Genomic DNA, 26,018 nt, shown 5'->3' with positions numbered 1-26,018 from the left:
AATCAATTGGTCGCAGGTTCGAATCCTGCACAACCCACCACTTCTTCGCGACATACCTGCATATCAAGTCCAAGCTGTCAGCAGTATTACAAATAGCCTTGAGTTTAGCGTATAATGACTCAATATTAAGAGTTAATGATTGCGCAGGTTAGTGTTGTAGTATGACAGAAATTCAAGTGGTTGATAGCCTCGACTATCATTTTCCAGCCAAGCCTAAACCGCTCAGCGATGCCGAAAAAGCAGATTATCGAGCGCGTATTAAATCGTTACTAGTTGAGCAAAACGCGGTACTGGTAGCGCACTATTATACCGACCCTGATATTCAAGCGCTTGCTGAGGAGACTGGCGGCTGTGTCGCTGACTCGCTGGAAATGGCTCGCTTTGGGCGTGACCATCAGGCCGACAAGTTGATTGTTGCCGGGGTGCGCTTTATGGGCGAAACGGCAAAAATTCTGACGCCAGAAAAAACCGTGCTGATGCCAACCTTAGAAGCGACATGTTCGTTAGATCTCGGATGTCCAGCCGATCAATTTTCGGCGTTTTGCGACCAACATCCCGAGCGCACCGTGGTGGTTTATGCCAACACGTCGGCTGCCGTTAAAGCACGTGCTGATTGGGTGGTCACCTCGAGTATGGCGTTGGAGTTAGTTGATCATCTAGATGCTCAAGGTGAGAAGATCTTATGGGGGCCAGACCGCCACTTAGGTAGCTATATCGAAAAGCAGACCGGCGCTGACATGGTCATGTGGCAGGGCGCTTGTGTGGTGCATGATGAGTTTAAAGCCAAGGCGTTACTTGACTTAAAAGCCGTGTATCCAGATGCCGCCGTGCTGGTTCATCCAGAGTCACCAGCCAACGTGGTCGACATGGCCGATGTGGTAGGGTCAACGTCGCAGTTGATTAAAGCCAGCCAAACGCTGGATAACGAGACCTTTATCGTCGCCACCGACCGCGGTATCTTTTATAAGATGCAGCAGTTAACGCCACATAAGCGGTTTCTAGAAGCGCCAACCGCTGGTAATGGTGCTACCTGTCGTAGCTGTGCGCATTGTCCGTGGATGGCGATGAATGGCTTACAAGCGATAGAAAATGCGCTAACCAACGGTGGTGAGCAGCATGAAATTCATGTCGACCCAGAGTTGGGACGTCAGGCGATGATACCGCTTGATAGAATGTTGGCGTTCGCCGCTAATCTGAAGCGCTAATAAATTTTAATTCATTAAGAAAACCGGTTCAGTGTTAGCTGAACCGGTTTTTTTGTGCCAAAAATCTGTTTTCCGCGTATTGATGATAACGCTCGTAGACGTAATCAAGACTTGAGTGTTGATGGCTTTTTATGCGTTAATGTTAGTATTATGTGGATTAATAGTCAGGCTTAATGAATAACTATGCTTGCGCACCAGTGAGGCCGTACCATGTCTTTATATCAGCATAGCGACGTTCGCGACAACTGTGGGTTTGGTTTGATCGCCAATATCCACGGTGAAACCAGTCACGGCCTCATTAAAACCGCTGTCACCGCCCTTGATCGTATGCAACACCGGGGCGGCATCAGTGCCGATGGTAAAACCGGCGATGGCTGTGGGTTGTTATTACAGTTGCCGGACAGCTACTTTCGCTATCTGGCCGAGCAGCAGCAATGGCAGTTAGGCAAAAAATATGCGGTAGGTATGATTTTTTTAAGCCACGATCCGCAGCGACAGCAACGTGCCATTGATGAAATTGAGCGTCAGCTGGCACAGGAAACACTGACGCTAGTGGGGTGGCGTGAGGTTCCCACTAACGCCGATGTACTCGGCGATATTGCCACACAGACTCAGCCCGTGATCCGGCAGGTGTTCGTATCGGCGCAACCGGGCTGGCGTAAAAAAGATATTGAGCGACGTTTGTACATGGCCCGGCGTCGTATTGAACAAGCCTTGAGCGACGATGACGACTTTTACATTTGCTCACTGTCTTGTCTGGTGGTGGTTTATAAAGGTCTGATGATGGCCGGTGATTTACCTGCCTATTATCCGGATTTGGCTGACCTACGCATGGAAACCGCCATTTGTGTGTTTCATCAACGCTTTTCCACCAATACCCACCCACGTTGGCCGCTGGCGCAACCCTTTCGTTATTTAGCGCACAATGGCGAAATTAATACCATTCGTGGCAACCGCCAGTGGGCGCAAGCACGGGCCTATAAAATGAGTTCGCCACTGCTGCCCGATTTGCAGCAAGCACGTCCGTTCGTCAATGCACAGGGCTCTGACAGTTCGGCATTGGACAATATGTTAGAACTGCTGTTGGCTGGTGGTATGGACTTATTTCGCGCCATGCGTTTGTTGATACCGCCAGCGTGGCAGGGCGATCCGACCATGGGCGACGATATGCGTGCTTTCTATGAGTTTAACTCGATGCATATGGAGCCGTGGGATGGTCCTGCCGGTATCGTCATGAGTAATGGCCGTCATGTCGCCTGCTGTCTTGACCGCAATGGCTTACGGCCGGCGCGTTATGTGTTAAGCAAACAGGGGGTATTGACGGTCGCATCAGAGGTGGGTATTTGGGACTACGGTGAACACGATGTACTTGAGAAGGGGCGTTTAGGGCCGGGCCAGATGCTCGCCGTCGATACCTACAATGGCCGTATTTGGCGCAGTCACGAAATCGATCAAGATCTGCAGCAGCGCCATCCATACCGGCAATGGTTGAATCAACACGTCAGGCACTTGACGCCGTTTAGTCAGTGTGAGGCCGGTCAGATCGGTCAGCGTTTGTTTGACGACCCGCAAATGAAGGTTTTTCACAAACTATTTCGCTACAGCGAAGAAGAATTACAGCAAGTACTAGCGGTACTTGCCAAAGACGGCCAAGAGGCTGTCGGCTCGATGGGCGATGATACGCCGCTGGCGGTGCTGTCGCAGCATCCACGCTTGCTCTACGACTATTTTCGACAGCTGTTCGCGCAGGTTACCAATCCGCCGATCGACCCTATTCGTGAGCGCCACGTGATGTCGTTAGCGACCTGCATAGGTCGCGAACAGAATGTGTTTAATGAAACCTCCGGCTACGCCGAGCGTGTGGTGTTAGATTCTCCCATTTTAATGTATACCGACATGCAGCAATTGCGTCAGCTGGAGCACGAACATTACGCCAGCACCACGCTATCGTTACTGTACGACCCGCAGCAGATCGATCTGCAAGGCGCAGTTATCAAGCTAGTCGAACAGGCGGTTGAGGCGGTCAAGGCGCAACGCGCGGTATTACTGATTCTATCTGACCGTGGTATTAGTCAGGGGTTATTGCCGATTGCTGCACCCTTGGCCGTGGGTGCGGTGCAACAGCGCTTAGTGCGCGATAGCTTACGCTGTGATTCCAACATCATTGTCGAAACCGCTTCAGCGCGAGATCCGCATCAGTTCGCGGTGCTCATTGGCTTGGGGGCAACCGCGGTATACCCGTTTTTGGCCTATGAAACGATTGAGCAGTTGGTGCGTCAGCAATATGTCGATAGACCGATGCGCGATGCCTTAAGTGCTTATCGCGAGGGTATTAATAAAGGCCTGCTGAAAATCATGTCGAAGATGGGCATCGCTACGGTCGCGAGTTACCGTGGTTCATCGCTATTTGAGGTGATAGGCCTCAACGACGAGGTCTGCGAGCTGTGCTTTGCGACCCTGGCACGCCGCGTTAACGGCGCTGGCTTTAGCGACTTGCAGCAAGATAGCTTACGTGTGGCGCGGCAGGCATGGTTAAAACGGCGTCCGTTAGTGCAGGGCGGGCTATTAAAGTACGTGCACGGTGGCGAATATCATGCCTACAACCCGGATGTCGTGACTAGCTTACAGCAGGCGGTCATTAGTAACGATAAAGACGCTTATCAGCGTTTTGCTAACCATGTCAATCAGCGCCCTATCGCACATTTGCGCGACTTACTTAAGTTAACCCCGGTGCCGACCGAGCAGCGGCCTAAACTGGATAACGTTGAAAGCGCCAGTCACTTGATGCAGCGTTTTGATAGTGCAGCAATGTCGATTGGCGCCCTGAGTCCTGAAGCACACGAAGCCTTAGCGCAGGCGATGAACCGCATTGGTGGTCACTCTAATTCGGGTGAAGGCGGCGAAGATCCGAAACGTTTTGGCAGTGACCGCAATTCACGTATCAAGCAAGTGGCGTCGGGACGTTTTGGTGTCACGCCGCATTACTTAGTTAACGCCGATGTCATACAAATTAAGGTTGCACAAGGTGCTAAGCCGGGCGAGGGTGGGCAGTTGCCGGGTGAAAAAGTCACCGCGGAAATTGCTCAGCTACGTTATGCAGTAGCGGGAACGACGCTGATTTCGCCGCCACCGCACCACGATATTTACTCCATCGAGGATTTAGCGCAATTAATTTTCGACCTGAAACAGGTCAGCCCAAAGGCGCTGGTGTCGGTCAAGCTGGTGTCGGCACCCGGCATCGGTACTATCGCCGCCGGCGTAGCAAAAGCTTATGCCGATTTGATCACGGTTTCAGGTTATGACGGTGGCACCGGCGCTAGCCCGTTAAGCTCGGTTAAACATGCCGGAAGCCCGTGGGAGCTGGGACTCGCCGAGGTGCATCAGGCCTTGGTCGAGAATCAGCTTCGACATAAGGTTCGAGTACAGGTGGACGGTGGCTTAAAGACGGGGTTGGATGTCATTAAAGCTGCAATTCTAGGTGCCGAAAGTTTTGGTTTTGGCACCGCGCCGATGGTGGCTTTGGGGTGTAAGTATTTACGTATTTGTCACTTAAATAACTGTGCTACCGGCGTTGCGACACAAGATGAAAACCTGCGCCGTCACCATTTTTCTGGCTTACCTGAACGTGTCATTAACTACTTTCAGTTTGTCGCCGAAGAAGTACGCGAATGGTTACAGCAGTTAGGCGTGACCGAGTTGACTCAATTGATTGGCCGTAGCGATTTACTTGAGCGCATTGCGGGCGACACCCAACGCCAACAACAAATCGATCTACAACCGTTATTAGAGGCTGCGGCCACGGCGTCACCGTTGGCTAAATATTGTGTCGAGAGTAATCCTCCTTATGACCGAGGGCAGTTAAATCAACAACTGTTAGCTCGTTGCTGTAGCGCCGTTGATAAGCGCGCTGGTGGAGATTGGCAATTGAGTATTCGCAACGATGACCGCTCCGTCGGCGCCGCGTTATCGGGCTACGTGGCTAGCCGTTATGGTAACCAAGGTATGGCAACAACGCCGTTAAAGCTGCGCTTCAGCGGTAGCGCCGGTCAGAGTTTCGGCGCTTGGAATGCCGGCGGTGTACACCTGCTATTGACTGGCGACGCCAATGACTACGTTGGCAAAGGAATGGCTGGTGGGTTGCTGGTGCTCAAGCCACAAGCCGGTGTCGCCTATGCCAGTCATCAGGCCATCATCATGGGCAACACCTGTTTGTACGGTGCCACCGGCGGCCGCCTATTCGCCGCTGGTTGTGCCGGTGAGCGCTTTGCCGTACGTAACTCGGGCGCCACGGCAGTGGTTGAAGGTATCGGCGACCATGGTTGCGAATACATGACCGGTGGCGTCGTTGCCATACTCGGTGCAACCGGTATTAACTTTGGTGCTGGCATGACCGGCGGATTCGCTTACGTGCTCGACGAAGATGGCAAGATGAGTGAGCGCTTAAACCCGGCCTTGGTGCAGTTAGAGCCGGTCCAGGGCGAGGTAATGAAAGAGCATTTACGGGGCTTGATAAACGACCACTATGAGGCGACCCAAAGCCAACGGGCACAGGCGATGTTGGCTGACTTTGAACAATATTTACGACAATTTGTGCTGATCAAGCCAAAGGCTGCCGATATGCGCGATTTGCTGGGGCATCGCGCACGCTCTACTGCTGAGTTACGGATACAGGTGATGTAATGAACAAGAACGTCTATCAATTTTTAGATGTGCAACGTATCGAGCCACCTAAGCGCGCCATTGTCGAACGGCAGATCGAATTTGTCGAAATTTATCAACCCATGTCGGCACCACAAGTGGCGGGACAAGCCGACCGCTGCTTAGATTGCGGTAATCCGTATTGCGAGTGGCAGTGCCCGGTGCACAATTATATTCCACAATGGCTGCAGCTAGCTGCGGCAGGGCGCATTATTGAAGCCGCTGAGTTATCGCATAAGACTAATAGTTTGCCCGAAGTTTGTGGCCGAGTTTGTCCGCAAGATAGGCTCTGTGAGGGCGCTTGCACACTTAATGATGAGTTTGGTGCGGTGACTATCGGTAGCATTGAAAAGTACATTACCGATGAAGCTTTTAAACAGGGCTGGCGGCCCGATATGTCGGGTGTGCGTGACAGTGGTAAACGCGTCGCTGTGGTCGGCGCGGGACCTGCCGGTTTAGCCTGTGCTGATGTATTGGTGCGGCAAGGAGTCAAGCCGGTAGTGTTTGACCGCTATGATGAGATCGGCGGTCTGCTGACCTATGGTATTCCAGCCTTTAAATTGGAGAAATCGGTGTTGCAACGCCGACGTGAGATTTTTACCGAAATGGGCATCGAATTTCGCCTCAATACCTGTGTCGGCGATGACATCGCTTTTGAGCATTTGCTCAATGATTACGATGCGGTATTTCTTGGTTTAGGTACCTATCATGCCATTGACGGACAGTTGGCTGGGTTGGATACGCAAGGGGTTTATCAGGCTTTACCTTATTTAATTGCTAATACACAGCACTTAATGGGTGTTGAGCAGCCGCGCCATCGTTTTATCGATTTAGCCGATAAGCGCGTGGTGGTGTTAGGTGGCGGTGATACGGCGATGGATTGTATGCGCACCGCAATACGGCAAGGCGCCGCCGAAGTCACTTGTGCTTATCGTCGTGACGCCGAGAATATGCCGGGTTCGCGGCGCGAAGTAGAGAACGCTAAAGAAGAGGGCGGACGCTTTATTTTCAATTGCCAACCGTTGGCGATTGAAGCGCATGCAGATGGCCGGGTCAGCGGTGTGCGGATGGTCAAAACCGAGCTCGGACCTGCCGATGCGCAGGGGCGTAAACGGCCTCAACCGATAGCTGATAGCGAGTATATCGAAGCCGCCGATGCGGTCTTGATCGCTTTTGGCTTTCAGCCCGACCCGCCAGCTTGGTTAGCGACTGCTGGGGTTGAGTTAACCGAGTGGCAGACTGTTGTGGCGGCTAACAACGGCGACATTCCGATGCAGACTGCTAACCCGAAAATTTTTGCCGGTGGCGATATGGTACGCGGCGCTGATCTGGTGGTGACCGCAATTGCCGAAGGCCGCGCTGCGGCCGAGGGCATTTTGACTTATTTGCAGGTTGACTGAGTGTGACCAGGCGCTACTTACTGTCGTCGCTTACTATCGTCGTTTAGTAATGCCGAGTAGCCTTCGCGGAAACTCGGATAATGTGGTTGCCAGCCACTGTCGCGTAAGCGTTGGTTACGGCAACGCTTGCTACCGCGTTTAGGCGGTTGTTGATCATAAATAATGGCGGCATCGTCGACACCAAGTTGTTCGGCTAACCACGCATAGACTTGATGATGGCGGCTAGGTTCGTTATCGCAAACATTGTAGCAATTAGCTGGCTGAGACAACGTTAACACGTGTGTTAAAGCTGAAATTAAGTCTTCGATATGAATACGATTGCTAAAGCCTGCCGGAGCGTGTTGCGGGTGTGTCGATGTGGCATTAGCGATGTTGTCGAGCAGGCGCGCGCGCTCACGCCCATAAATACCAGCACAGCGTAACAGGGTGTGCTGCGGTAAGCGCTCGATCAGTTGCTCGGCCTGACGTAATTGTTGTGCGTTGGCGTCGTCAGGCTGGGCCGGGCTCTGCTCGTCTACCCATTGGTCATCGCTTTGCCCATAAACCCCGGTGCTCGATATATAAAACACACGAGCTTGCGGGGCATATTTGGCTACGGCTGCCTGAATCGCTTGGCAGGGTACGACATACCCCTGTCGATAACCGGCCGCTGAATAATCGCGAGGGGTCAGGGTGACAATAATGCTGTGCGTGGCGCTGCTCAAATATTGGCCTAACTGTTCTTGCTCGCTTGCATCGGCGGCGACTAACTCGACACCATTAATCGGCCGCTTTTGCTGCGGCTGGCGACATAATCCACGAAGTCGCCAACCGCTGCCTGCTGGCTGCTGGCTGAGCCGCTCAAATAAACGGGCAGCGATATCGCCGTAACCGATAGCTAGTAGTTCTTTCATGATGATGTTTTCTCCTGCCGGTCATTATCAAACAGTTGCTCCAACTCGGCGCGACTGCGTAAACCGGTTTCGATGATCTTTTCTAAGTTGCCTTGGTGGGTTTGCATTTGCTGCATCATTTGTTCGTCATGTTTACGGAACAACGAGACCTTATGACTGGCTTCGGATTCGCTTAACCCTAAATGGCGTAACACGGATTCGGCGGCGCTCAAACTGCTGCCATAGAGTTCCCGGATAAGTTCAGTAACCTGATTATTATGCAAGTTAATGTAGGCAAAACGATTATGTACACGAGCGATGACGATTAAGCTGGGGAAATTTTCGGCGACCACTTGAATGATACGTTTGGTCGCTTGCTCATCGTTGATGGCGATCAACAACACTTTGGCGTGTTCAATACCGGCGGTACGCAATAAATCTAAACGCGCGGCATCGCCAAAGAACACTTTGTGGCCGAACTTTTTAACAAAGCTGATGTGGTCGATGCTTTTATCCAGCGCAGTGAAGCGAATGTGGTTGGCCGACAAAATACGTCCGGTAATTTGTCCGAAGCGGCCGAAACCTGCAATGATCACTTGCGGCTCGGTTTCCGGTGACTCGCTGTCATAAGCTTGTTGTGGTTGTTGCCGCTGGCGTTGACGTTGCAGTGCTTCCAGTAACATCAGTAACGGCGACGTGAATGCCATTGATAGACTGACGACCAAGGTGACGGCGCTGGCAAGGTCGGCGCTAACCACGCCGAGGTTTTCGGATTGGGTCATCAGGACAAACGCGAATTCGCCGCCCTGAGACAGCATCAGGGCAATGCGTAGGGCGTTGTCGGTACGTGCTTTGGCAAGTTTAAGCAGTAGTGCAATGACGCCGGTTTTAATAACCATTAGCGCCAATGCTAAGCCGATAAATAACAACGGCTGTTGCAGCAGCCGTGCGATATCCAAGTTCATACCAATGGCTAAAAAGAACAAGCCAAGCAGTAACCCCTTGAAGGGTTCAATGTCGGTGGCGAGCTGATGACGAAAACTCGAGTTAGCCAGTAAAATACCGGCGGTAAAGGCGCCGAGGCCCATTGATAAGCCGGCATGCTCCATGGCTAACGCCGTACCGAGCACGATAACCAGCGCCAGTGCGGTCATGATCTCGCTACTGCCCCAGTGAGCCACGGCTTTGAGTACGGGGTTGATCAAATAGCGACCAGCCACTAACACCGCCACCACTGCCACCACACCGTACCACCAAGGTACGCTTTCTACCGGCGTGCGACCGGCCATAGCCTGCACCATCAACAGCAGTGGAATGACGGCTAAATCTTGCATTAACAGGATGGCAAAACCTTTGCGTCCATCTTGCGTGTTTAATAGCGCGCGTTCTTCGAGTAACTGCACTGCAAATGCGGTAGAGGAAAGCGCTAGCGCGCAGGCCACTGCGAGTAATGGACTTAGTGTTTGATGAGAAAATAGCCACAGCGGTAAGAAAATCAAACCGGCGCAGAGTAGTAACTGACCACCACCCAGACTTAAAATTACGCCTTTCATGCGCCACAATTTATCGGGGTTAAGCTCCAAGCCGATGACAAATAGCAGTAACACTACGCCGATTTCGGCAATGTGCATCAGTTGATAGGGGCTTTGTTCAATACCGATAACGTCTGGACCCAGCACCACGCCGGCTACTAAATACCCTAAAATCGCGCCTAACCGTAAGCGCTTAAACAGCACTACGCCAATGACAGCGGCGCCTAAATAAATCAATAATGTGAGTAAATAGTCCATAGCGATCAGTGCCGGCGGGTGATAGCCACATCATAGCGAGCTGTGGGGAGTTTGGCGAGGGCAGACTGGTTTGCACTAGGCAAAATTAGCTTAGCGTTGGGTCAAGGTCTATAGTCAATTTGGGCGATGTTGATAGGTGAGTCAGCGAGTCTTAAGTTATCAACGAATGGTTACCAAAGAACGGTTACCGGAGAATCCTGATGAAACTCGTCAAATCGTTGTTGATGGTTTTTCTTATTTTTACCGCTAACACGGCGGCCAGTAACGTCGAGCAACTCTCAACCAAAGCGAGTATCGCTAGTGCTTGTCTGACACCCGATAAGTCGAATAGCTGGCTTCTAGCTGATGAAGCTAAGCGCTGTTGTAAAGTCTGTCGCAAAGGCAAAGCTTGCGGCGACAGTTGCATTGCGCGCAACAAAACCTGTCGCAAAGGCGCTGGTTGTGCTTGTGATGGAGGGGATTGATAATTGCGTGGCGTTTTGTCGAACCCGAGGGTTCTCATCTATTCGTAACTGGCGGAGAGAGAGGGATTCGAACCCTCGATACGTTGCCGTATACACACTTTCCAGGCGTGCTCCTTCAGCCACTCGGACACCTCTCCGCTACGAGCCGCGTATACTAAGGGAAAGCGCTGTTGGGGTCAATGACTTTGCGGTGTTTGCTCATATAACCCTAACTTTTGTAAGGTTAGACGTTGGTCGAATAGGAATCTGTGTGTGACGGGGTAGATTAAGGGTTATGAATTTAGCCAAGTAAGCGACCGATTTATGTCTTTTGCAGACCATTATTTACCGGAATATCAACGTTCAATGTCGTCACCTGAAGCGTTTTGGCGTGAGCAGGCGGCGCGTTTGCCTTGGTTTGTCGCGCCGCAAACGGTGTTGGATGAGCAGCAACAATGGTTTGCTGATGGTGAGCTGAATACTTGCTATATGGCATTGGACTATCATGTCGAGCAAGGGCGCGGTGAGCAGGTGGCGTTGTACTACGATTCACCAGTGACCGATACGCGCGAGCAGTGGAGTTATCAACGTCTACGTGACGAGGTCGCCAAGTTTGCCGGGGCTTTGCAGGCGCAGGGCGTGGGGCGTGGCGACAGGGTGGTGATTTATTTGCCGATGATCCCGCAGGCGGCGATTGCGATGTTAGCATGTGCGCGTTTGGGCGCAGTACATTCGGTGGTGTTTGGTGGCTTTGCCCCACACGAGCTAGCGTTGCGTATTGATGACGCCGAACCGAAGGCCGTGATCACGGCTTCTTGTGGTGTCGAAATCGACAAAGTGATTGCTTACAAACCAATGGTCGATAAAGCCATTGCTGAAGCTAAGCACAAACCACAAGCGGTGATCGTTTATCAACGCCCACAATGTCAGGCCGACTTAAAAGCCGAATGCGACCATGACTGGCAGCAATTGATGGCAACGGCAAACGCCGTCGGATGTACCGCAGTCAACAGTAACGATCCGTTATATGTGCTTTATACCTCAGGCACGACCGGTAAACCCAAAGGTGTGGTGCGCGATAACGGTGGTCATGCAGTGGCACTTAACTATTCCATGCAGTATGTCTATGGTATGCAGCCGGGACAAACGTTCTGGGCGGCATCTGATGTCGGCTGGGTGGTCGGTCACTCTTACATTGTTTATGCGCCGTTGATCTTTGGGTGCAGCTCGGTGCTGTACGAGGGTAAGCCAATAAAAACTCCTGACGCTGGCGCGTTTTGGCGCGTTTGTGCTGATTATCAGGTGAAAGCCGTGTTTGCTGCGCCGACGGCGTTTCGAGCGATAAAAAAAGAGGATCCCCAAGGCGAGCTGATTAAGCAGTATGATCTATCTCAGCTTGAACGCATTTACATGGCGGGAGAGCGTTTAGATCCGGCGACTTATGAATGGACCTGTGAGCATACCGCTAAACCGGTCTACGACCATTGGTGGCAAACCGAAACCGGTTGGCCGGTCTGTGCGAACCCGGTGGGTGAGGCGGCGCAGCGGGTTAAACCTGGCTCACCGACGTTTCCGGTGCCGGGCTATCAAATTACTATTTTGTCGGATAGCGGTGAGCCGCTAAAGCCCGGTGAGCAGGGGGCTATTGCGATCAAGTTGCCGTTGCCGCCAGGCTGTTTGCTGGGTATTTGGCGCAATCCCGAACGTTATCATGACGGCTACTTAGCGGCGTTCCCGGGTTACTATAGTAGCGGCGATGGCGGTTATTTTGATGAACAGGGTTACCTGTATGTGATGGGGCGTACCGACGACGTTATCAACGTCGCTGGTCATCGCTTGTCTACAGGCGAGATGGAAGAAGTCATCGCCACTCACCGTGCGGTCGCCGAGTGTGCTGTGGTTGGTAGTTATGATGAGATTAAAGGTGAGGTGCCGGTAGCCTTTGTCATCATTAAAAACCAAATGGGCGTTGAGCAAGCGACATTACAGCAACAGCTCATCGAGATGATCAGAGCTGATATTGGTGCTATTGCCTGCTTAAAGCATGTCTATGTGGTTAACCGCCTACCGAAAACCCGCTCTGGAAAAATTTTACGCCGTGTTATGCGACAAATACTCAATGGCGAATCTTACAACGTACCGTCCACCATCGATGACCCTAGCAGTCTTGATGATATTGCCGCGGCAGTTGTCGAACGTAAGCAATCGGCTTAATACGTGTTAGCGGCGTTTAATACGTCGCCGACGATAAAAAAAGCGTGTAAATTTGTATTTGCTTTAAAGTGTCAATAAAAGCGTCCATAGCGGTCTAATCGATTCTCGTAAAAGCCCTGTCACACAACGCGTAGCGGCGTATAATACGCGCGTTCCCAGTCGACCGTAGTAAATCCCATGCACGATATACTGTCCATTACTTTAATTGGCCTAGCGTTGTTGGCGTTATTAGGCGTTGTTTTTGAAGAAGTCATTCACATTAATAAAGCCAAAGTTACTCTGTTATTGGGTACGTTATCTTGGCTGATTTTGTTCATCAATGCCGGAGGTCAGGGTGAGGCGGCAAACGCCATCATTCATGGCTTAAATGAGAGCTTGACGGAAATATCGCAGCTCTGGTTGTTTTTAATCGCGGCCATGACATTTGTCGCTTACTTAAACAAAAAGGGCATGATCCAAAATATCATTTATTGGTTTTTGCCTAAGCGCATGAGTGAGCGAAAGCTGCTTTTTATCACCGGTTTATTCTGCTTTTTGTTTTCTTCGTTGGCAGATAATATCACCGCCACTTTAGTCTCGGTAACACTGATACTGAGTTTGAAGCTGCCCCGTCGCAAACTCATCCGGTTTGCCGCGCTGGTCGTGTTTGCGGTCAACTCTGGCGGTGTGGCGTTGATCACCGGTGATGTGACGACCTTAATGATTTTCTTAGCCGGTAAAGTCAGCGTGGTCGACTTATTGGTGTTATCGATTCCAGCTTTCGCCGGGGTCACGGTGTTGGCATTGATTTTATCTCGTAGTATGCGTGGTGAGGTGGTTATCAGCTATACGCCGAGTTCGGCACGCGGTGTCGATGTAACCATTGCAGCGATTTTCTTGCTAACCATTTTATTAACGATTTTTGGTAACGCGATTTATCAAATACCGCCTGTATTGACTTTTTTAGCGGGCTTAGCCGTCATGTTCATGGTTGCTCGGGTGTTTGAAGATGATAGCGACGATGACCCAATTTTTGACTATATTCGCCTAGTTGAGTTTGAGACGCTGTTTTTCTTTTTAGGCATTCTATTATTGGTCGGTATGCTAAAAGAAATCGGTGTATTGGATAACTTGCTAGTGGTTTATCAAGTGTTACCGGTTGAAGGTGCCAATTTTGCTATGGGTATGCTGTCTTCGGTGATCGATAACGTGCCGTTAACAGCCGCGTTATTAAAGTCCGGCTTGGTGATGAGTGAAGGACAGTGGTTACAACTGACTTACGCGGTTGGCGTTGGCGGATCGTTATTGGTGGTCGGCTCGGCTGCCGGTATTGTCGCAATGAGTAAAGTGCCTGGACTCACCTTTGGTCGATACTTACGTCAGCTATTGCCGTTAGCCATCGCTTATAGTGTGGGCTTTATTGCTAGTGGTGTGGTTGCGGCTTGGTGGCTGTAAAACGTTTAAAATGATAGCAACCGATAATAAAAGAGCCCGCCAGTGCGGGCTCGATGATTGGCGCTCAGTTAGCTTACAGTTGGCTTTGTAAATACAAAGGTAAGCCTAACTTTTCGATCAAGCCCAATTGTTTACGCAACCAATAGGCATGATCTTCTTCCGTATCTTTTAAAATACCGACCAGCATGTCGCGAGTAACAAAGTCTTTCACCTTTTCGCAGTGACTAATGACTTCGCGTAAGGTTTTAGCATTCTCACGTTCCAGTGCCAAATCACCCTCGATCATCTGCGGTACGGTTTTACCCAAACGCAGTTCATGACGGGTTTCCATATCTGGCTTACCCTCCAAGAATAGAATACGACGGATCAGTAAGTCGGCGTGGCCACGTTCGTCGTCGACCTCATGGTTAATTCGCTCATACAGCTTATTCAACCCTAAATCTTCGTAACGACGTGAATGCTCCATATATTGGTCTATGGACGTCAGTTCAAAAGCCAATAAGCGATTTAAGTGAGTAACTACGTCTTTATCTATCTGCATGATTGGCTCCTTAAAGTTTGCTTTGCAAATAGGTTTCAACGCCCATCTGCTCAATTAAATCTAATTGCGTGTCCAGCCAGTCAACGTGCTCTTCTTGACCGTCCAAGATATGGTTAAGCATGTCACGGCTGACATAATCTTGTTGCTCTTCGCAAATCGCCATAGCTTCACGAATGGCGTCAATATCACTGCGTTGTAACTTGGCGTCTAAAGCCAGCATTTCTGCCGGTGCCTCGCCGATCAGCAGCTTGCCAAGCTCTTGTAAATTCGGTAAGCCCTCTAACAGCAAAATACGCTCAATGATGTCGTCGGCGTATTTCATCTCATGAATAGACGCTTTATAAATACGATCGTTTAGCGCTTGCAAGCCCCAATTCTGGTACATGCGTGCGTGCAAAAAATACTGATTGATAGCGGTCAGCTTATGCGTCAAAACGCGGTTAAGCTGTTGCAGTACTTGCTGATTGCCTAACATGATAAAACCCTATAAATAACCATAGATGCGGCTAAGTCTAGCACAGGGTATAGATATTTAAAGTCAATAATTTCAGTAGGTTAGGTTTATGATTATCGTTCTCAATACGATTTGGTAAGACGCTCAACCGGCGTCACTCGCGGAGAAAATATGAATAACAGCGTTTTCAACAAGATAGCGAAGATGAGGGATTAGCTAAGCTAAACAGCGGATAAGTAGGGCTAAACAATGAGCGATTAGAGAGCGGTTAGATTTTTACATTAACGCTATAGCGTTTTAAAGGTTAAGCGTAACAGACGTCGGTATCAATCAGCGATTCTTGTGCGAAACGCCGCTGCTTTTGCTGCAGCGCATCTGCCAGCACTTCTTTTGCACATTGCTTACAACAACCACACTGTGAGGCTACGCCGTATTGTTGGCGAAGTTCACGCATAGACGACAGGCCATCATCGACGGCTTGGCGAATAGTGTGGTCAGATACGCCTTTACACAAACAAACGTACATGCGAACTCCTCATTGCGTTGAATACGAATAATAATGGAAATGATAATGGTTATCAAGAGGGTTGATTTAATTTGCACTTCCTTTACCAGCCACATATAATGCGCGGCAACTCGGGGGAGTAGTCGCTTAACCACCTTGGTTAAGGTGTCTGTCAACATAGTTGAGCCTCAATGCTCATGGCAGCCACATCCCATTGGATTGACGAGACTCGAGACACGTAACCTGCACGCGGGTGGGAGTTATGTGTCTCGGTATTCGTAAATCCCACCCCGGAGTCTTTTCTACATGGAAGCGTTTTTATCTTCTACCTTTGCTGTAGCCATTGCCGAAATTGGTGATAAAACTCAGTTATTGGCTTTATTGTTAGCGACACGCTTTACTCAGCGTGGCGATCGTGCCGCTATTATCTGGGGCATTTTATTGGCAACTTTAGTCAATCATGGTGTGTCGGCATGGGCAGGACAATGGCTACGCGAGTTAATTCCCGCTGAATGGCTCACCTTACTGCTGGCGGTTAGCTTTATTGCGCTCGGTCTTTGGTTATTGATCCCCGATAAAGATGAAGAGGTCGACAAGGGCTTTTTCAAGTATGGCGCATTTGTGGCCTCGCTAGTCTTGTTTTTCTTAGCAGAAGTCGGCGACAAAACACAGGTCGCAACGGTGGTGCTGGCGGCTCGTTTTGATAATTATCTAGCGGTGGTGATGGGCACCACGATTGGTATGCTGGTTGCTAATGTGCCAGTGGTTTATGCAGGCAGTTGGCTCATGCAACGAATGCCGATGGCTATTGTGCATAAAGCCGCCTGCGCGCTGTTTATCTTGTTGGGTGTATTTACCTTAGTTGGCTACTATTGGTGGTAGCGACTAGCGCTGGCTAACGCAAAAACAGCCAGATGATATGTAAGCCAACGACTACCATAGCGAGTCGTTGGCGCATTTCGATATACCAATCGATGTCGAGCACACGTCTTTCATAAAAGAACCAAAATAAGTGCGCGGCAGCTAATACCGATAGTTGCGCAATGGGTGGTAGTAGCAAAGCCCCTGCGGCAGCGACAAAAGGCAATATCGCCAGCATCAATTGGCGTTGGCTATGTTGCTCATGCTTGCCGGCAATGGTTAGGCCCCAATGTAGACCACCTAAAAATGCCAGTAGCAGCGCGCTGTAACCACAAAACCATTGAAATGCGGTGCGGTATTGCCAGTCTAACAGGCCAGCTAATACACTCGCCATTAACGGTAACAAACCCAGTATGGCTAATTGTTGAGCACGAATGATAGCGAGTGTTGGCATTATGTTTCCCCTGACGCGAAGTTAGCTGACGGCCGCTGGCGCGACAAAGCCGCTGTATAAAAGATACAAGGTGTAAGCAATATAGCAACTTAACAGCAGCACACCACCGGTGCGATTAATGCGATTAGTGCGACCACCACGGCGTAGGCTTAAGACTAAAATCAACACAGTTAACACCGTCATTGCCAACCAATCACGCGATAAAATTAACGGCTCGGCATCAATCGGATGAATGGCACCGGCAATACCGACTACCGCCAGCGTATTAAACATATTTGAACCTAATACGTTACCCAGCGCTAAATCGTGTTCATTCTTGCGGGTTGCGGCTATCGCCGATGCCAATTCCGGTAGCGAGGTGCCAATCGCCACCACGGTCAAGCCGATGACTAAGTCACTCACGCCCAATGCGGTGGCAATATCTACCGCTCCCCAGACCAACATTCTAGAGCTGAGCACTAATAGTACTAAACCGGCAAGCAGCCAAAAAATAGCCGCTTTCATCGCCACTGGCGTTTGTTCCGCCGAGGCCAGCGTATCGGCTACCAGCGGGTCATCGCGGTGTTTCATGCCTAAGTAAATCGATAAACCAATGTAGGCAAAAAAAACGGCTAACAAGATCCAAGCCTCGAGTTGGCTAATCTGATAATCGAGCAAGATCCAAGCGGTAATACCACAAGCAAATAACAGTAGCGGTAATTCACGGCGTAGTACCTGCGAAATCACGGTAATGGGTGCTAGCAAAGCGGTGATACCTAAAATCAGTGCAATATTGGTAATGTTGGAACCGTAAGCGTTACCTAGCGCTAATGCTGGGTTGCCTTGTATCGACGCTAACGCCGATACCACCATTTCTGGTGCGGAGGTACCAAAGCCGATGATTAACATACCGATGAGTAGCGGTGACATGCCGAGTCGTTGCGCCACCGCCGCTGCTCCCTCGACGAATTTATCGGCGCTCCAGACTAAAATTACTAAACCGACGACTACCGCCGCAATTGCTAACCACATAGTTTGGCTTCCTATAAAAATAACTGTCGCCATTCTACTGATCGCGTCTTCTCTAGCAAACCTTATTGTTTTTCATTGCGTAATGTCAGTAAACTCAAAATCAGGCGATTTACAAAAGGACACCAGTATGAATCAAGCCGTGAAAGACTTACCCGAATTTGTGGTCGATGCGTGGGATTTCTCGCAAACGCCAGCCGCTAAAATTAGTAATGACCTCAATATCGCCGAGCATCGTTGGTTTCATTTTCAGCGCCATATCGACGGTTTGGAGCAGTGGTTGACCGAGCAGGGTATTCCAGAGCCGTTACGCGACGCCTGCTTAACCGAGGATACTCGTCCGCGCTATGACCGTATTGGCGATGGCTTCCTGTTAATTTTGCGGGGCGTTAATACCAATGCCGATGCGGAACCGGAAGACATGTTGAGTTTGCGCATATTATTTTATAAAGGCATGTTGCTGACCTTTCGTAAACGCCCATTTAAAGCCATCGAAACCGTACGTAAACGCTTGCATGATAGCCAAGGTCCCGAGTCGATACAGGATCTGTTGGTGATGATCATCGAACAATTGAACGTTCGTATTGACGAAATTTTAGATGTGGTGGAGGAGCGTTTAGAACGTCTTGAGGCCGATGAGCTTGATGATACGTCGGCCACTCAGACGGTACTAACGACCTTGCATCGACGCTTATTACGGTTGAATCGCTTTATTCGACCACAGGTGGCGGCGTTAGAAAAATTTGCCGCGGACGCCGGTAAGTGGCTCAACGTCGAGTTGCAGCAATGGCTGTTGAACGAGCGTGATACGACGCAACGTTTACTGGAATCGTTAGATATGATGCTGGAGCAGGTTTGGATGTTACGCGAACACATTCAACAGGCGGTTGCCGAGAAGATGAATCGTAACACTTACTGGTTATCGGTCATTGCCGGCGTATTCTTGCCAATCAGTTTTTTGACTGGCGTTTTTGGCATCAATATCGGCGGTATGCCGGGGGTGGAAAATACCGATGCGTTCACCATTTTCTGCTGGGTGCTTGGTGCTATCGCGGTGGTTGAGTTTTTATTACTTCGACGCTTACGTTTTTGGTAGGTCGCTTGTTTTAATCCAGTTCAATTCAGGTACTTAGCAGAGATACATAAAAAAACCACAAAATGATATTGATTCTCATTTATGAATTTGCAATACTCTTCGTTAATGAGAATCGTTATCAGTAATGCCTTGGCAATGTCATCACCTCTGACAAGCCCTGTGTCGTGCATCACTGGGTTTTCATTGACTTTCTTCACGGTTGAGTGTCTTTGGTCGGACACTCTGTTGCGTTGTTGTGTGTGCGCCCGCAAGGGCGCTTTTTTTTCCTGTCGTACTCACCGGTATATTGAAACGTCGTTTAATCGCTTTGGCTAATTCGCGTCGAGCGTTGTTATCGCCGTGTACCAAGCGAACCGCCTTTGGTAGCTGATTCATATTTTCAATATAGTTCAGTAAGCCGGCCTGATCGGCATGCGCGGAATAGCCACTGATGGTGTGTATCGCGGCATTCACTTGCACCTGTTGCTCCGCAATAGTGACCCAGTCACCGCGTTGCGCCGACTGAATCTGACGTCCTGGTGTGCCGTGCGCTTGATAACCAACAAAAAGCAAATCGTGACGAGCATCGGGTAGTAACGCTTGTAAGTAATGTTGGATGCGTCCGCCGGTACACATGCCACTCCCGGCAATGACAATGCAGGGTTCAGCAAACTGACGTAACCGATTGACCAAGCCGATATGTTGCTGATAATTACTAACGCGATGCAGCAATGGAAAGTTGAGGGGGTCGTCGCCACGGCGCAAATGTGCTTGCGCCGATTCGTCCCAATAGTTAGCTAAGGTTTGATACTGCTCGGTGATACGGGTTGCCAGCGGTGAATCTAACACCACCGGCAGCGCTTGCCATTGCGGTTGTTGCTGAATAATTTCATGTAATTCATAAAGTAGTTCTTGCGTGCGACCAATCGCAAAGGCGGGAATCATCACCGTGCCACGATTACTAATAGCCTGCTCGATAATCTGCTGTAGACGTTGCTGACGTTGTTCTCGGTTATCGTGCTGACGGTCGCCGTAGGTACTCTCTAGCACCAATAGATCGGCGTGCTCTGGACTTTGTGGATCGTGCACTATAGGGGTGTCGACGTTACCGACGTCACCGGAAAATACCACCCGTTGCTGTTGGTATTCTACCTCTAAACTACAAGCACCGAGAATATGCCCGCTGTCGAGTAGCCGAATACGCACTGACGGTAGCTCGGCTAACGCCAGCCAGCGCGCTGTCGGCAATGGACACAGGGCATGCTTTAACTTGGCTAAACAGGCTGCTGCATAGCTCTCATTGTCAGCGTGAGTCAGGTGTAGCGCATCGCTCATTACCGTCGGCAGCAGCGCTGCGGTCACATTGGAGCAATACACCGGGCCTTGATATCCAGCATCAAACAATGCTGGCAAACGGCCCACGTGGTCAACGTGACAGTGGGTGATAAATACCGCCTTGATACCCTGATGAAAGAACTCACAAGCCGCTGCTTGTTGTTCTTCACCCTGAAATAAACCGCAATCAATAAGCAGGCTGTGCTGTTGATAAATGTGCAGTTCGTGACAAGAGCCGGTCACGCCTTGTGCTGCACCATGGTGACTGATATACATGGTCAAACCTTCCCTGTTAGATGGTTCTGTTATAGTCTCGAATCATCCATTTCACCAATTTTACGGTATTAATTCCTATAATTAGCTTAGACTAGCGTCAATAAGAGGCGGTCGGGTTGTCCATCGACCCTATTGTCCGGGCTGCCTAGCTCGATGTTTTAACCGTTGTTGTCAATTAAGAGAGAACCATGTCCGATTTATCGTTGCTGGCCTTTATAGGCGTGTTATCTATCAGCTGTCAGTGGTTAGCCTGGCGAATGAAAATCCCGGCCATTTTACCGCTGTTGCTGTGTGGCTTAGTCATAGGCCCGGGCTTGGGTTGGTTGCAGCCGGATGATGTCTTTAAAGACTTGTTGTTTCCATTCGTTTCATTAGCGGTTGCGGTGATTTTATTTGAAGGCAGTTTGACCTTAAAAGTTGAAGAAATCCGTGGCCATGGACGTATGGTGACGCACTTGGTCAGCATCGGGATGCTAGTGACGTGGCTATCGATTATGGTTGCGGCCAAGTTTTTAATGGGTTTTGGCTGGGATATCGCCGCTTTATTTGGCGCGCTGGTGGTGGTCACCGGACCCACGGTGATCATGCCGATGATACGCTCGATCCGGCCGGTCCAGCGGTTATCCAACATTTTGCGCTGGGAGGGCATCATCATTGACCCCGTCGGTGCCTTACTCGCGGTTTTGGTTTACGAGTTTATCGTCGCCAGTCAAGATGTGGCGTTTATGCACGCCGTACAAGCTTTTATTAAAACCATCGTTGTAGGTTTTGTGCTGGGTTGGGGCGCTGCCAAAGCGCTCGGTGTAGCGTTGGGCCGTGGTTGGTTTCCACATTACTTGCAGAACGTGGCTACCTTAACCATCGTTTTGGGTGTATTTGCCTTGTCTAACGCGGTGCAGCACGAGTCGGGTTTATTGACTGTGACTGTCATGGGCATGGTGATGGCAAATACCCGTAACCTCGATATGGAAGAGATTCTAGAATTTAAAGAAACCCTTTCGGTGTTATTGATTTCGGCGTTATTTATTATCTTGGCGGCGCGTCTGGATTTTGCTGACTTTGATGCCTTGGGTATGCCAGCCGTATTCTTGCTACTGATCATTTTATTTGTCGTACGACCGCTTAGCGTCTGGTTGTCGGCAATAGGCACCGACTTAGGCTTTCGCGATAAACTGTTGTTATCGTGGATCGCACCGCGCGGTATCGTTGCTGCCGCGGTGTCTGCGTTATTCGCACTGAAATTAGAGCAGTCTGGTTGGGAGGGCATCAGTGGCATTGTGCCGTTGGTATTCTTGGTCATTATGACCACGGTTGTCTTGCAAAGCTTAACCGCTAAGCCGTTGGCGCGATTATTAGGCCTGCAAGAACCACCGGCGCGTGGCTTTTTGATATTTGGCGCGAATCAAATGTCGCGCGCAATCGCTAAGGCCTTACAAGATCATGGCGTAGCGGTGCGTTTGGCTGATACTAACTGGGAAAATATTCGCCAAGCGCGGATGGAAAATTTGCCGGTTTATTTTGGTAATCCAGCCTCGGAACACGCCAGTAATAACATTGACTTTACCGGTATTGGGCGGTTGCTAGTGATGTCACCCTATAAGCAGCTCAATCCGTTAGTGGCGATGTATTATCAGGACTGGTTTGGCGAAAACAAAGTGCATGGTTTGACCAGCGGCGAGCAAGATTTTCGTGCCAGCCATCAGCTGACGCCGAGTTATCGAGATAAGTTGAACTTGTTTGGTGAGGGGGTAACCTATTCAAAGCTGGCTAGTTTGCAATTTCAGGGGGCCAAAGTAAAAACCACACCAATCACCGAAAACTTTAGCTTTGTCGATTACAAACAGCAGTATGGCTCGCGCGCAACGCCAATGTTTGCTATTGATGGAGATGAACGTTGTTTTGTATTTACCAGTGACAAAGAGTTGCAACCACAGCCCGGTTGGCAGGTGATTGCAATGATTGCGCCGGAAGCCGAAAAGAAAACCAGCGATGAGTAAGATACGCATCTGTCCGGAGTGTGATTGGGTGGTTGAACTACCGCCCTTAGCCGCCGGACAGCATGCGTGTTGCCCGCGTTGCCAACATACCTTGGCGGTGTCTTATGAGCGGCCAGCGCAGCAAGCGATCGGCTATTCGATAGCCGGTTTGGTGTTGTTTTTGTTGGCCTTACCTTATCCATTTGTCAGTTTTGCGGTGCGCGGTATTCAAGAACAAATCGTGTTGTTGGATACGGCGTTAAGCCTACTACAGCGTCAGGAAATTTGGCTGGCGCTAGTCATTGCCTTGACGGTGGCGGTGATTCCTGCGTTGTTCTTGGCTGCCACGCTATATGTGCACAGCGCCTTGCTGTTTGGCAGGCAATCAAACGCTGTGAGCTGGCCTTTTTTAGCCGGTACTACCCGCGCGTTAGCACATATGAAGCCATGGATGATGGCTGACGTATTTTTATTGGGTGCGTTGATCAGCCTAACCAAAATCTCCTCCAGCGCCGACATTCATTTAGGCCCATCATTCTGGCCTTATTGTGGCTTTGCGGTGTTAGTGCTTTGGGTTGCTAACCACATTGATTACGATTGGCTATGGCGGCGTATTAAACCCAATTATCGCTTTAATGCCGATATTCAGGTGGGACGAACCGCTGCCGAACAAGATTATTTGAGTTGCCACACTTGTCAGGCGATCAACCATAAGCAGCGTCAGTATTGTCGTCGTTGCGGCGAGAACCTTAACTTTAGCCGTTGGCGCGACCAACGTCTTACGCTGGCACTGCTGGTTGCCGCCAGCATTTTGTATATACCGGCAAATCTGTTCACTATGATGGAAACGGTTAACTTTAACAGTAGTACTCAGTCGACAATTTTAAGTGGTGTGATTCAGCTGTGGCAGAATGGTGAACAACCCATCGCCGCCATCATTTTTTTCGCTAGTATCGTGGTGCCGGTGGCTAAAATTGCGGTATTGTTTGCCTTACTATTTGCCAATCGCTTTTTACCGCAAGGCGCGGAAAAGGCGCGTACTAGACTCTATCGGGTGACCGATTTTATTGGTCGCTGGTCGATGATTGATGTGTTTGTGGTCGCCATTTTGGTGGCGCTGATACATGCCGGTACTGTCATGGCTGTTTATCCGGGTGCCGCCGCTGCGGCATTTGCCGGCGTGGTGATTTTGACCATGTTTGCCGCGATGAGTTTTGATAGCCGTTGGATATGGCAACAAACCAAGCAAAAGGAACGCATAGGTGGATAAAGCGCTAACAAAAAAGACGCGGTGGTTTTCGCCGATATGGTTAGTCCCAGCCGTCGCGGTTGCTGTCGCGATATGGATGTTAATGACCAATGAGGCTGGCAAGGGTCCTGAAATTACCGTCGACATGGAAACCGCCGAGGGCATCGAAGTCGGTAAAACCTTAGTGAAGGTGCGCAACGTTGAAGTCGGCCGTGTGGATGCCGTGAATCTGTCGGAAGATTTGTCGCACGCCGTAGTGACCATCAGCATGCAGTCAGATACTGAACGAATGCTTAATAGTGATACCGAATTGTGGGTGGTAAAACCTCGTGTCGGTCGTGATGGTGTTAGTGGCTTAAGTACTATTCTCTCGGGGGCTTATATTCAATTACAGCCGGGTAGTAGTGACGATGAACAGCGGCATTTTGTCGCCCTCACCGAGCCGCCAGTAGCGCCCAAAGACGCGCCGGGCGTACGTATTGAATTGACCAGTGAACGGGCTGGCGCGCTGGGGGCTGGCGATTCAATCAGTTATCGCGGTTTGGTGGTTGGCCAAGTTGAGAAAATGAACTTCGATATAGCGTCTCGCGAAGTCAGTTATGATGCCTTTATTCGTGCGCCATATCACAAATTAGTGACTGATAACGTACGTTTCTGGAATGAAAGTGGTATTTCGTTGAGTGTCGGCTCACGCGGCGTAAAAGTCGACTTGGGATCGATTGAAGCACTGCTCGGAGGCGGCGTAACCTTTGATGTCATTGACGACCAACCCGCCGGTGAAGTGGTTACCGATGGTCATAGTTATCCGTTATTTGATGATAAAGAAACCGCCATTCAGCAAGGCTACAACCGAGGTATTGATTATGTGCTGTTTACCGATGAGAGCATCAGCGGATTAGAGGTGGGTGCGCCCATCGAGTACCGTGGTTTACGTGTTGGAACGGTAACCGCGGTGCCGTATAAATATCACCCGCAAGATGGCGACGGGCTGCCCATGCGGCATATTCCGATTAAGCTACGTATCGAACCCGATCGGTTAAAAGGATTGGTGTCTGACACCTCGTTAGATAACTGGCAAAACGAAATGCAAACCTTGTTTGACGATGGCTTAAGAGCCTCGCTGCGGGCTGGTAACCTATTGACCAATGTGATGTATATCGACCTCAATTTTTATCCTGAGCGACCCACCATCAATCAACAGGATGAGTTTGATGAGTTACCGGTGTTCCCATCGGTGGTTAGCGACTTCGCTCGCATTGAGCAAAAAATTTCGCAGTTATTAGATAAGTTCAACGAATTACCGATAGAGCCCGTTTTGACGCAATTAGAGGGTACTTTGGGTGAATCAACGGGAGCGTTAAAGGAGTTCAGCAAAGTCGCCGCATCTCTTGAGCAACTGTTAGGGCAAGACGATACACAGGCGTTACCGGGCGGTTTACGACAGACGCTAGAGCAGTTGAATAAGACGTTGGCGGACTTCCAAGGTAATGGCGGTACTTATCAGCAGTTAAACGATAGTTTGCAGCAGCTAAATCACTTGCTACGTGATGTGCAGCCATTAATTGATACCCTGAACGAACAGCCAAACGCACTAATTTTTAACAAGGCCGAAGCGGGTGATCCGCAACCGAGGGCAAACCATGATTAAACAGCTAAGCATTTGGACACTTATCGTGCTGCTAAGTGCATGTGCGAGTCAACCACAACCGCAGCAGCGTTATCGCCTACCTCACTTGGCCACGGCTAGCGATTTTCACTGTACATCAGGGCAGCGTCAGGTGCAGGTTAGTGGCTTTTTGAATCGCTCGGGGCTGGTGTTGCAAACTTCCGATAATCAATGGCATACCGCTCGACAGCACCTTTGGATCGAGCCGTTACAAGTGCAATTGCAAGAGAGCTTAGCGCGTATGCAGGTACGCGGTGACGAAGCTTGTCAGCAACCATTGCTGCTGACCATTACCGCATTTTATGGTGATGCCGACGGGCAGGCGGTGGTGGCAGGTTATTGGCAGTCGGGGCAAGAGCGAGGCGAGTTTTACCAGACTCAGGCGTTGGCTGACGATGGCTATGACGCCCTAGTAACCGCTCTAGACCAAGCTTGGACAGAGACCTTGACCGATTTAATGGCAACTTTAGCAGACACTTAATGACAGTTTGATGTCGGCTTAACGATATTTGAATGACGACAGTTGATCCAAATTTACGTTATTATACGTACACCCTTGTAT

At 50.1% G+C, this 26,018-nt stretch carries 20 protein-coding genes and 1 tRNA gene; 12 read left to right on the top strand and 9 right to left on the bottom strand.

What is annotated here, in order from left to right; translation table 11 throughout:
• The first annotated feature begins 161 nt into the window (after positions 1–161).
• From nadA to A10D4_RS07055, 3 genes are all read left to right on the top strand, one after another.
• On the top strand, positions 162–1,205 hold the full coding sequence (gene nadA, locus A10D4_RS07065; RefSeq protein WP_008488629.1) for a quinolinate synthase NadA: 1,044 nt from the start codon (positions 162–164) through the stop codon (positions 1,203–1,205).
• A 210-nt stretch (positions 1,206–1,415) separates the two neighbouring features.
• Positions 1,416–5,885, top strand: coding sequence for a glutamate synthase large subunit (gltB, locus tag A10D4_RS07060; protein WP_008488627.1), 4,470 nt, complete (start codon positions 1,416–1,418; stop codon positions 5,883–5,885).
• Positions 5,885–7,303 (top strand): FAD-dependent oxidoreductase, encoded by a 1,419-nt coding sequence (locus tag A10D4_RS07055; protein ID WP_008488624.1) that lies wholly within the window; start codon positions 5,885–5,887, stop codon positions 7,301–7,303. Before gltB ends, A10D4_RS07055 begins: the two co-directional genes overlap by 1 nt.
• Positions 7,304–7,320: 17 nt before the next feature.
• Here A10D4_RS07055 and A10D4_RS07050 read toward each other — a convergent pair whose 3' ends face one another.
• The gene (locus A10D4_RS07050) at positions 7,321–8,196 is read right to left on the bottom strand and encodes an NAD-dependent epimerase/dehydratase family protein (protein ID WP_008488622.1); all 876 of its coding nucleotides are present in this window, start codon (positions 8,194–8,196) and stop codon (positions 7,321–7,323) included.
• Positions 8,193–9,965 (bottom strand): monovalent cation:proton antiporter-2 (CPA2) family protein, encoded by a 1,773-nt coding sequence (locus A10D4_RS07045; RefSeq protein WP_008488621.1) that lies wholly within the window; start codon positions 9,963–9,965, stop codon positions 8,193–8,195. The genes A10D4_RS07050 and A10D4_RS07045 overlap by 4 nt, the downstream gene beginning before the upstream one ends.
• 200 nt (positions 9,966–10,165) lie before the next feature.
• Between A10D4_RS07045 and A10D4_RS07040 the strand changes: the two genes are divergently transcribed.
• Entirely contained in the window at positions 10,166–10,429 is a 264-nt protein-coding gene (locus A10D4_RS07040; RefSeq protein ID WP_008488620.1) for a hypothetical protein, read from the top strand.
• A gap of 49 nt (positions 10,430–10,478) precedes the next feature.
• Here the strand turns inward: A10D4_RS07040 and A10D4_RS07035 are convergent.
• Positions 10,479–10,566: transfer RNA gene (locus A10D4_RS07035), tRNA-Ser, on the bottom strand.
• A 166-nt stretch (positions 10,567–10,732) separates the two neighbouring features.
• On the opposite strand from A10D4_RS07035, the gene A10D4_RS07030 reads away from it, so the two are divergent.
• Complete coding sequence (locus A10D4_RS07030) at positions 10,733–12,622, top strand: propionyl-CoA synthetase (RefSeq protein ID WP_008488619.1); 1,890 nt, start codon at positions 10,733–10,735, stop codon at positions 12,620–12,622.
• A gap of 186 nt (positions 12,623–12,808) precedes the next feature.
• On the top strand, positions 12,809–14,056 hold the full coding sequence (nhaD, locus tag A10D4_RS07025; protein ID WP_237738534.1) for a sodium:proton antiporter NhaD: 1,248 nt from the start codon (positions 12,809–12,811) through the stop codon (positions 14,054–14,056).
• A 73-nt stretch (positions 14,057–14,129) separates the two neighbouring features.
• On the opposite strand, the gene bfr (A10D4_RS07020) is transcribed toward nhaD, so the two are convergent.
• From bfr (A10D4_RS07020) to A10D4_RS07010, 3 genes are all read right to left on the bottom strand, one after another.
• On the bottom strand, positions 14,130–14,597 hold the full coding sequence (gene bfr, locus A10D4_RS07020; RefSeq protein ID WP_008488617.1) for a bacterioferritin: 468 nt from the start codon (positions 14,595–14,597) through the stop codon (positions 14,130–14,132).
• A gap of 10 nt (positions 14,598–14,607) precedes the next feature.
• Entirely contained in the window at positions 14,608–15,072 is a 465-nt protein-coding gene (gene bfr / locus A10D4_RS07015) for a bacterioferritin (protein WP_008488615.1), read from the bottom strand.
• Positions 15,073–15,355: 283 nt separating this feature from the next.
• Positions 15,356–15,577, bottom strand: coding sequence for a bacterioferritin-associated ferredoxin (locus A10D4_RS07010; RefSeq protein WP_008488613.1), 222 nt, complete (start codon positions 15,575–15,577; stop codon positions 15,356–15,358).
• Positions 15,578–15,862: 285 nt separating this feature from the next.
• Between A10D4_RS07010 and A10D4_RS07005 the strand changes: the two genes are divergently transcribed.
• Positions 15,863–16,438, top strand: a complete 576-nt coding sequence (locus A10D4_RS07005) for a TMEM165/GDT1 family protein (protein ID WP_008488612.1) — start codon at positions 15,863–15,865, stop codon at positions 16,436–16,438.
• A gap of 13 nt (positions 16,439–16,451) precedes the next feature.
• Here A10D4_RS07005 and A10D4_RS13635 read toward each other — a convergent pair whose 3' ends face one another.
• Complete coding sequence (locus A10D4_RS13635) at positions 16,452–16,871, bottom strand: DUF3429 family protein (protein WP_008488611.1); 420 nt, start codon at positions 16,869–16,871, stop codon at positions 16,452–16,454.
• A 21-nt stretch (positions 16,872–16,892) separates the two neighbouring features.
• Positions 16,893–17,882: a calcium/sodium antiporter gene (locus tag A10D4_RS06995; protein WP_008488610.1), complete on the bottom strand. Its 990-nt coding sequence runs from the start codon at positions 17,880–17,882 to the stop codon at positions 16,893–16,895.
• 127 nt (positions 17,883–18,009) lie between these two features.
• Between A10D4_RS06995 and A10D4_RS06990 the strand changes: the two genes are divergently transcribed.
• Positions 18,010–18,975 carry a CorA family divalent cation transporter gene (locus A10D4_RS06990; protein WP_008488609.1) on the top strand — a complete coding sequence of 322 codons (966 nt, stop codon included), beginning with the start codon at positions 18,010–18,012 and terminating at the stop codon, positions 18,973–18,975.
• Between the two features lie 180 nt (positions 18,976–19,155).
• On the opposite strand, the gene A10D4_RS06985 is transcribed toward A10D4_RS06990, so the two are convergent.
• On the bottom strand, positions 19,156–20,565 hold the full coding sequence (locus A10D4_RS06985) for an MBL fold/beta-CASP domain-containing RNA metallo-hydrolase (protein WP_008488608.1): 1,410 nt from the start codon (positions 20,563–20,565) through the stop codon (positions 19,156–19,158).
• A 188-nt stretch (positions 20,566–20,753) separates the two neighbouring features.
• On the opposite strand from A10D4_RS06985, the gene A10D4_RS06980 reads away from it, so the two are divergent.
• From A10D4_RS06980 to A10D4_RS06965, 4 genes are read left to right on the top strand one after another with little or no spacing between them, the layout of a single operon-like run.
• The gene (locus tag A10D4_RS06980) at positions 20,754–22,562 is read left to right on the top strand and encodes a cation:proton antiporter (RefSeq protein ID WP_008488607.1); all 1,809 of its coding nucleotides are present in this window, start codon (positions 20,754–20,756) and stop codon (positions 22,560–22,562) included.
• Positions 22,555–23,811 (top strand): paraquat-inducible protein A, encoded by a 1,257-nt coding sequence (locus tag A10D4_RS06975; protein ID WP_008488604.1) that lies wholly within the window; start codon positions 22,555–22,557, stop codon positions 23,809–23,811. Before A10D4_RS06980 ends, A10D4_RS06975 begins: the two co-directional genes overlap by 8 nt.
• Entirely contained in the window at positions 23,804–25,438 is a 1,635-nt protein-coding gene (pqiB, locus tag A10D4_RS06970) for an intermembrane transport protein PqiB (protein WP_008488602.1), read from the top strand. The genes A10D4_RS06975 and pqiB overlap by 8 nt, the downstream gene beginning before the upstream one ends.
• Positions 25,431–25,937, top strand: a complete 507-nt coding sequence (locus tag A10D4_RS06965; protein WP_008488601.1) for a PqiC family protein — start codon at positions 25,431–25,433, stop codon at positions 25,935–25,937. Before pqiB ends, A10D4_RS06965 begins: the two co-directional genes overlap by 8 nt.
• Positions 25,938–26,018: the final 81 nt, after the last annotated feature.

Source organism: Idiomarina xiamenensis 10-D-4 (genome assembly GCF_000299895.1).
In the GTDB taxonomy this organism is placed as follows: Bacteria; Pseudomonadota; Gammaproteobacteria; order Enterobacterales; family Alteromonadaceae; genus Idiomarina; species Idiomarina xiamenensis.
The sequence above is the reverse complement of the archived record's forward strand: the minus strand, read 5'-3'. Positions and strand labels throughout refer to the sequence as shown.

What these genes read in the sequence shown, in the direction of transcription:
- A10D4_RS06995 (WP_008488610.1), bottom strand. Translation starts at nt 17,882, where the DNA reads ATGTGGTTAGCAATTGCGGCGGTAGTCGTCGGTTTAGTAATTTTAGTC.
- A10D4_RS07050 (WP_008488622.1), bottom strand. Translation starts at nt 8,196, where the DNA reads ATGAAAGAACTACTAGCTATCGGTTACGGCGATATCGCTGCCCGTTTA.
- A10D4_RS06990 (WP_008488609.1), top strand. Translation starts at nt 18,010, where the DNA reads ATGAATCAAGCCGTGAAAGACTTACCCGAATTTGTGGTCGATGCGTGG.
- A10D4_RS07045 (WP_008488621.1), bottom strand. Translation starts at nt 9,965, where the DNA reads ATGGACTATTTACTCACATTATTGATTTATTTAGGCGCCGCTGTCATT.
- bfr (WP_008488617.1), bottom strand. Translation starts at nt 14,597, where the DNA reads ATGCAGATAGATAAAGACGTAGTTACTCACTTAAATCGCTTATTGGCT.
- nadA (WP_008488629.1), top strand. Translation starts at nt 162, where the DNA reads ATGACAGAAATTCAAGTGGTTGATAGCCTCGACTATCATTTTCCAGCC.
- A10D4_RS07005 (WP_008488612.1), top strand. Translation starts at nt 15,863, where the DNA reads ATGGAAGCGTTTTTATCTTCTACCTTTGCTGTAGCCATTGCCGAAATT.
- A10D4_RS06975 (WP_008488604.1), top strand. Translation starts at nt 22,555, where the DNA reads ATGAGTAAGATACGCATCTGTCCGGAGTGTGATTGGGTGGTTGAACTA.
- A10D4_RS07030 (WP_008488619.1), top strand. Translation starts at nt 10,733, where the DNA reads ATGTCTTTTGCAGACCATTATTTACCGGAATATCAACGTTCAATGTCG.
- gltB (WP_008488627.1), top strand. Translation starts at nt 1,416, where the DNA reads ATGTCTTTATATCAGCATAGCGACGTTCGCGACAACTGTGGGTTTGGT.
- A10D4_RS07055 (WP_008488624.1), top strand. Translation starts at nt 5,885, where the DNA reads ATGAACAAGAACGTCTATCAATTTTTAGATGTGCAACGTATCGAGCCA.
- A10D4_RS06985 (WP_008488608.1), bottom strand. Translation starts at nt 20,565, where the DNA reads ATGTATATCAGTCACCATGGTGCAGCACAAGGCGTGACCGGCTCTTGT.
- A10D4_RS07040 (WP_008488620.1), top strand. Translation starts at nt 10,166, where the DNA reads ATGAAACTCGTCAAATCGTTGTTGATGGTTTTTCTTATTTTTACCGCT.
- A10D4_RS07010 (WP_008488613.1), bottom strand. Translation starts at nt 15,577, where the DNA reads ATGTACGTTTGTTTGTGTAAAGGCGTATCTGACCACACTATTCGCCAA.
- A10D4_RS06980 (WP_008488607.1), top strand. Translation starts at nt 20,754, where the DNA reads ATGTCCGATTTATCGTTGCTGGCCTTTATAGGCGTGTTATCTATCAGC.
- bfr (WP_008488615.1), bottom strand. Translation starts at nt 15,072, where the DNA reads ATGTTAGGCAATCAGCAAGTACTGCAACAGCTTAACCGCGTTTTGACG.
- A10D4_RS13635 (WP_008488611.1), bottom strand. Translation starts at nt 16,871, where the DNA reads ATGCCAACACTCGCTATCATTCGTGCTCAACAATTAGCCATACTGGGT.
- A10D4_RS06965 (WP_008488601.1), top strand. Translation starts at nt 25,431, where the DNA reads ATGATTAAACAGCTAAGCATTTGGACACTTATCGTGCTGCTAAGTGCA.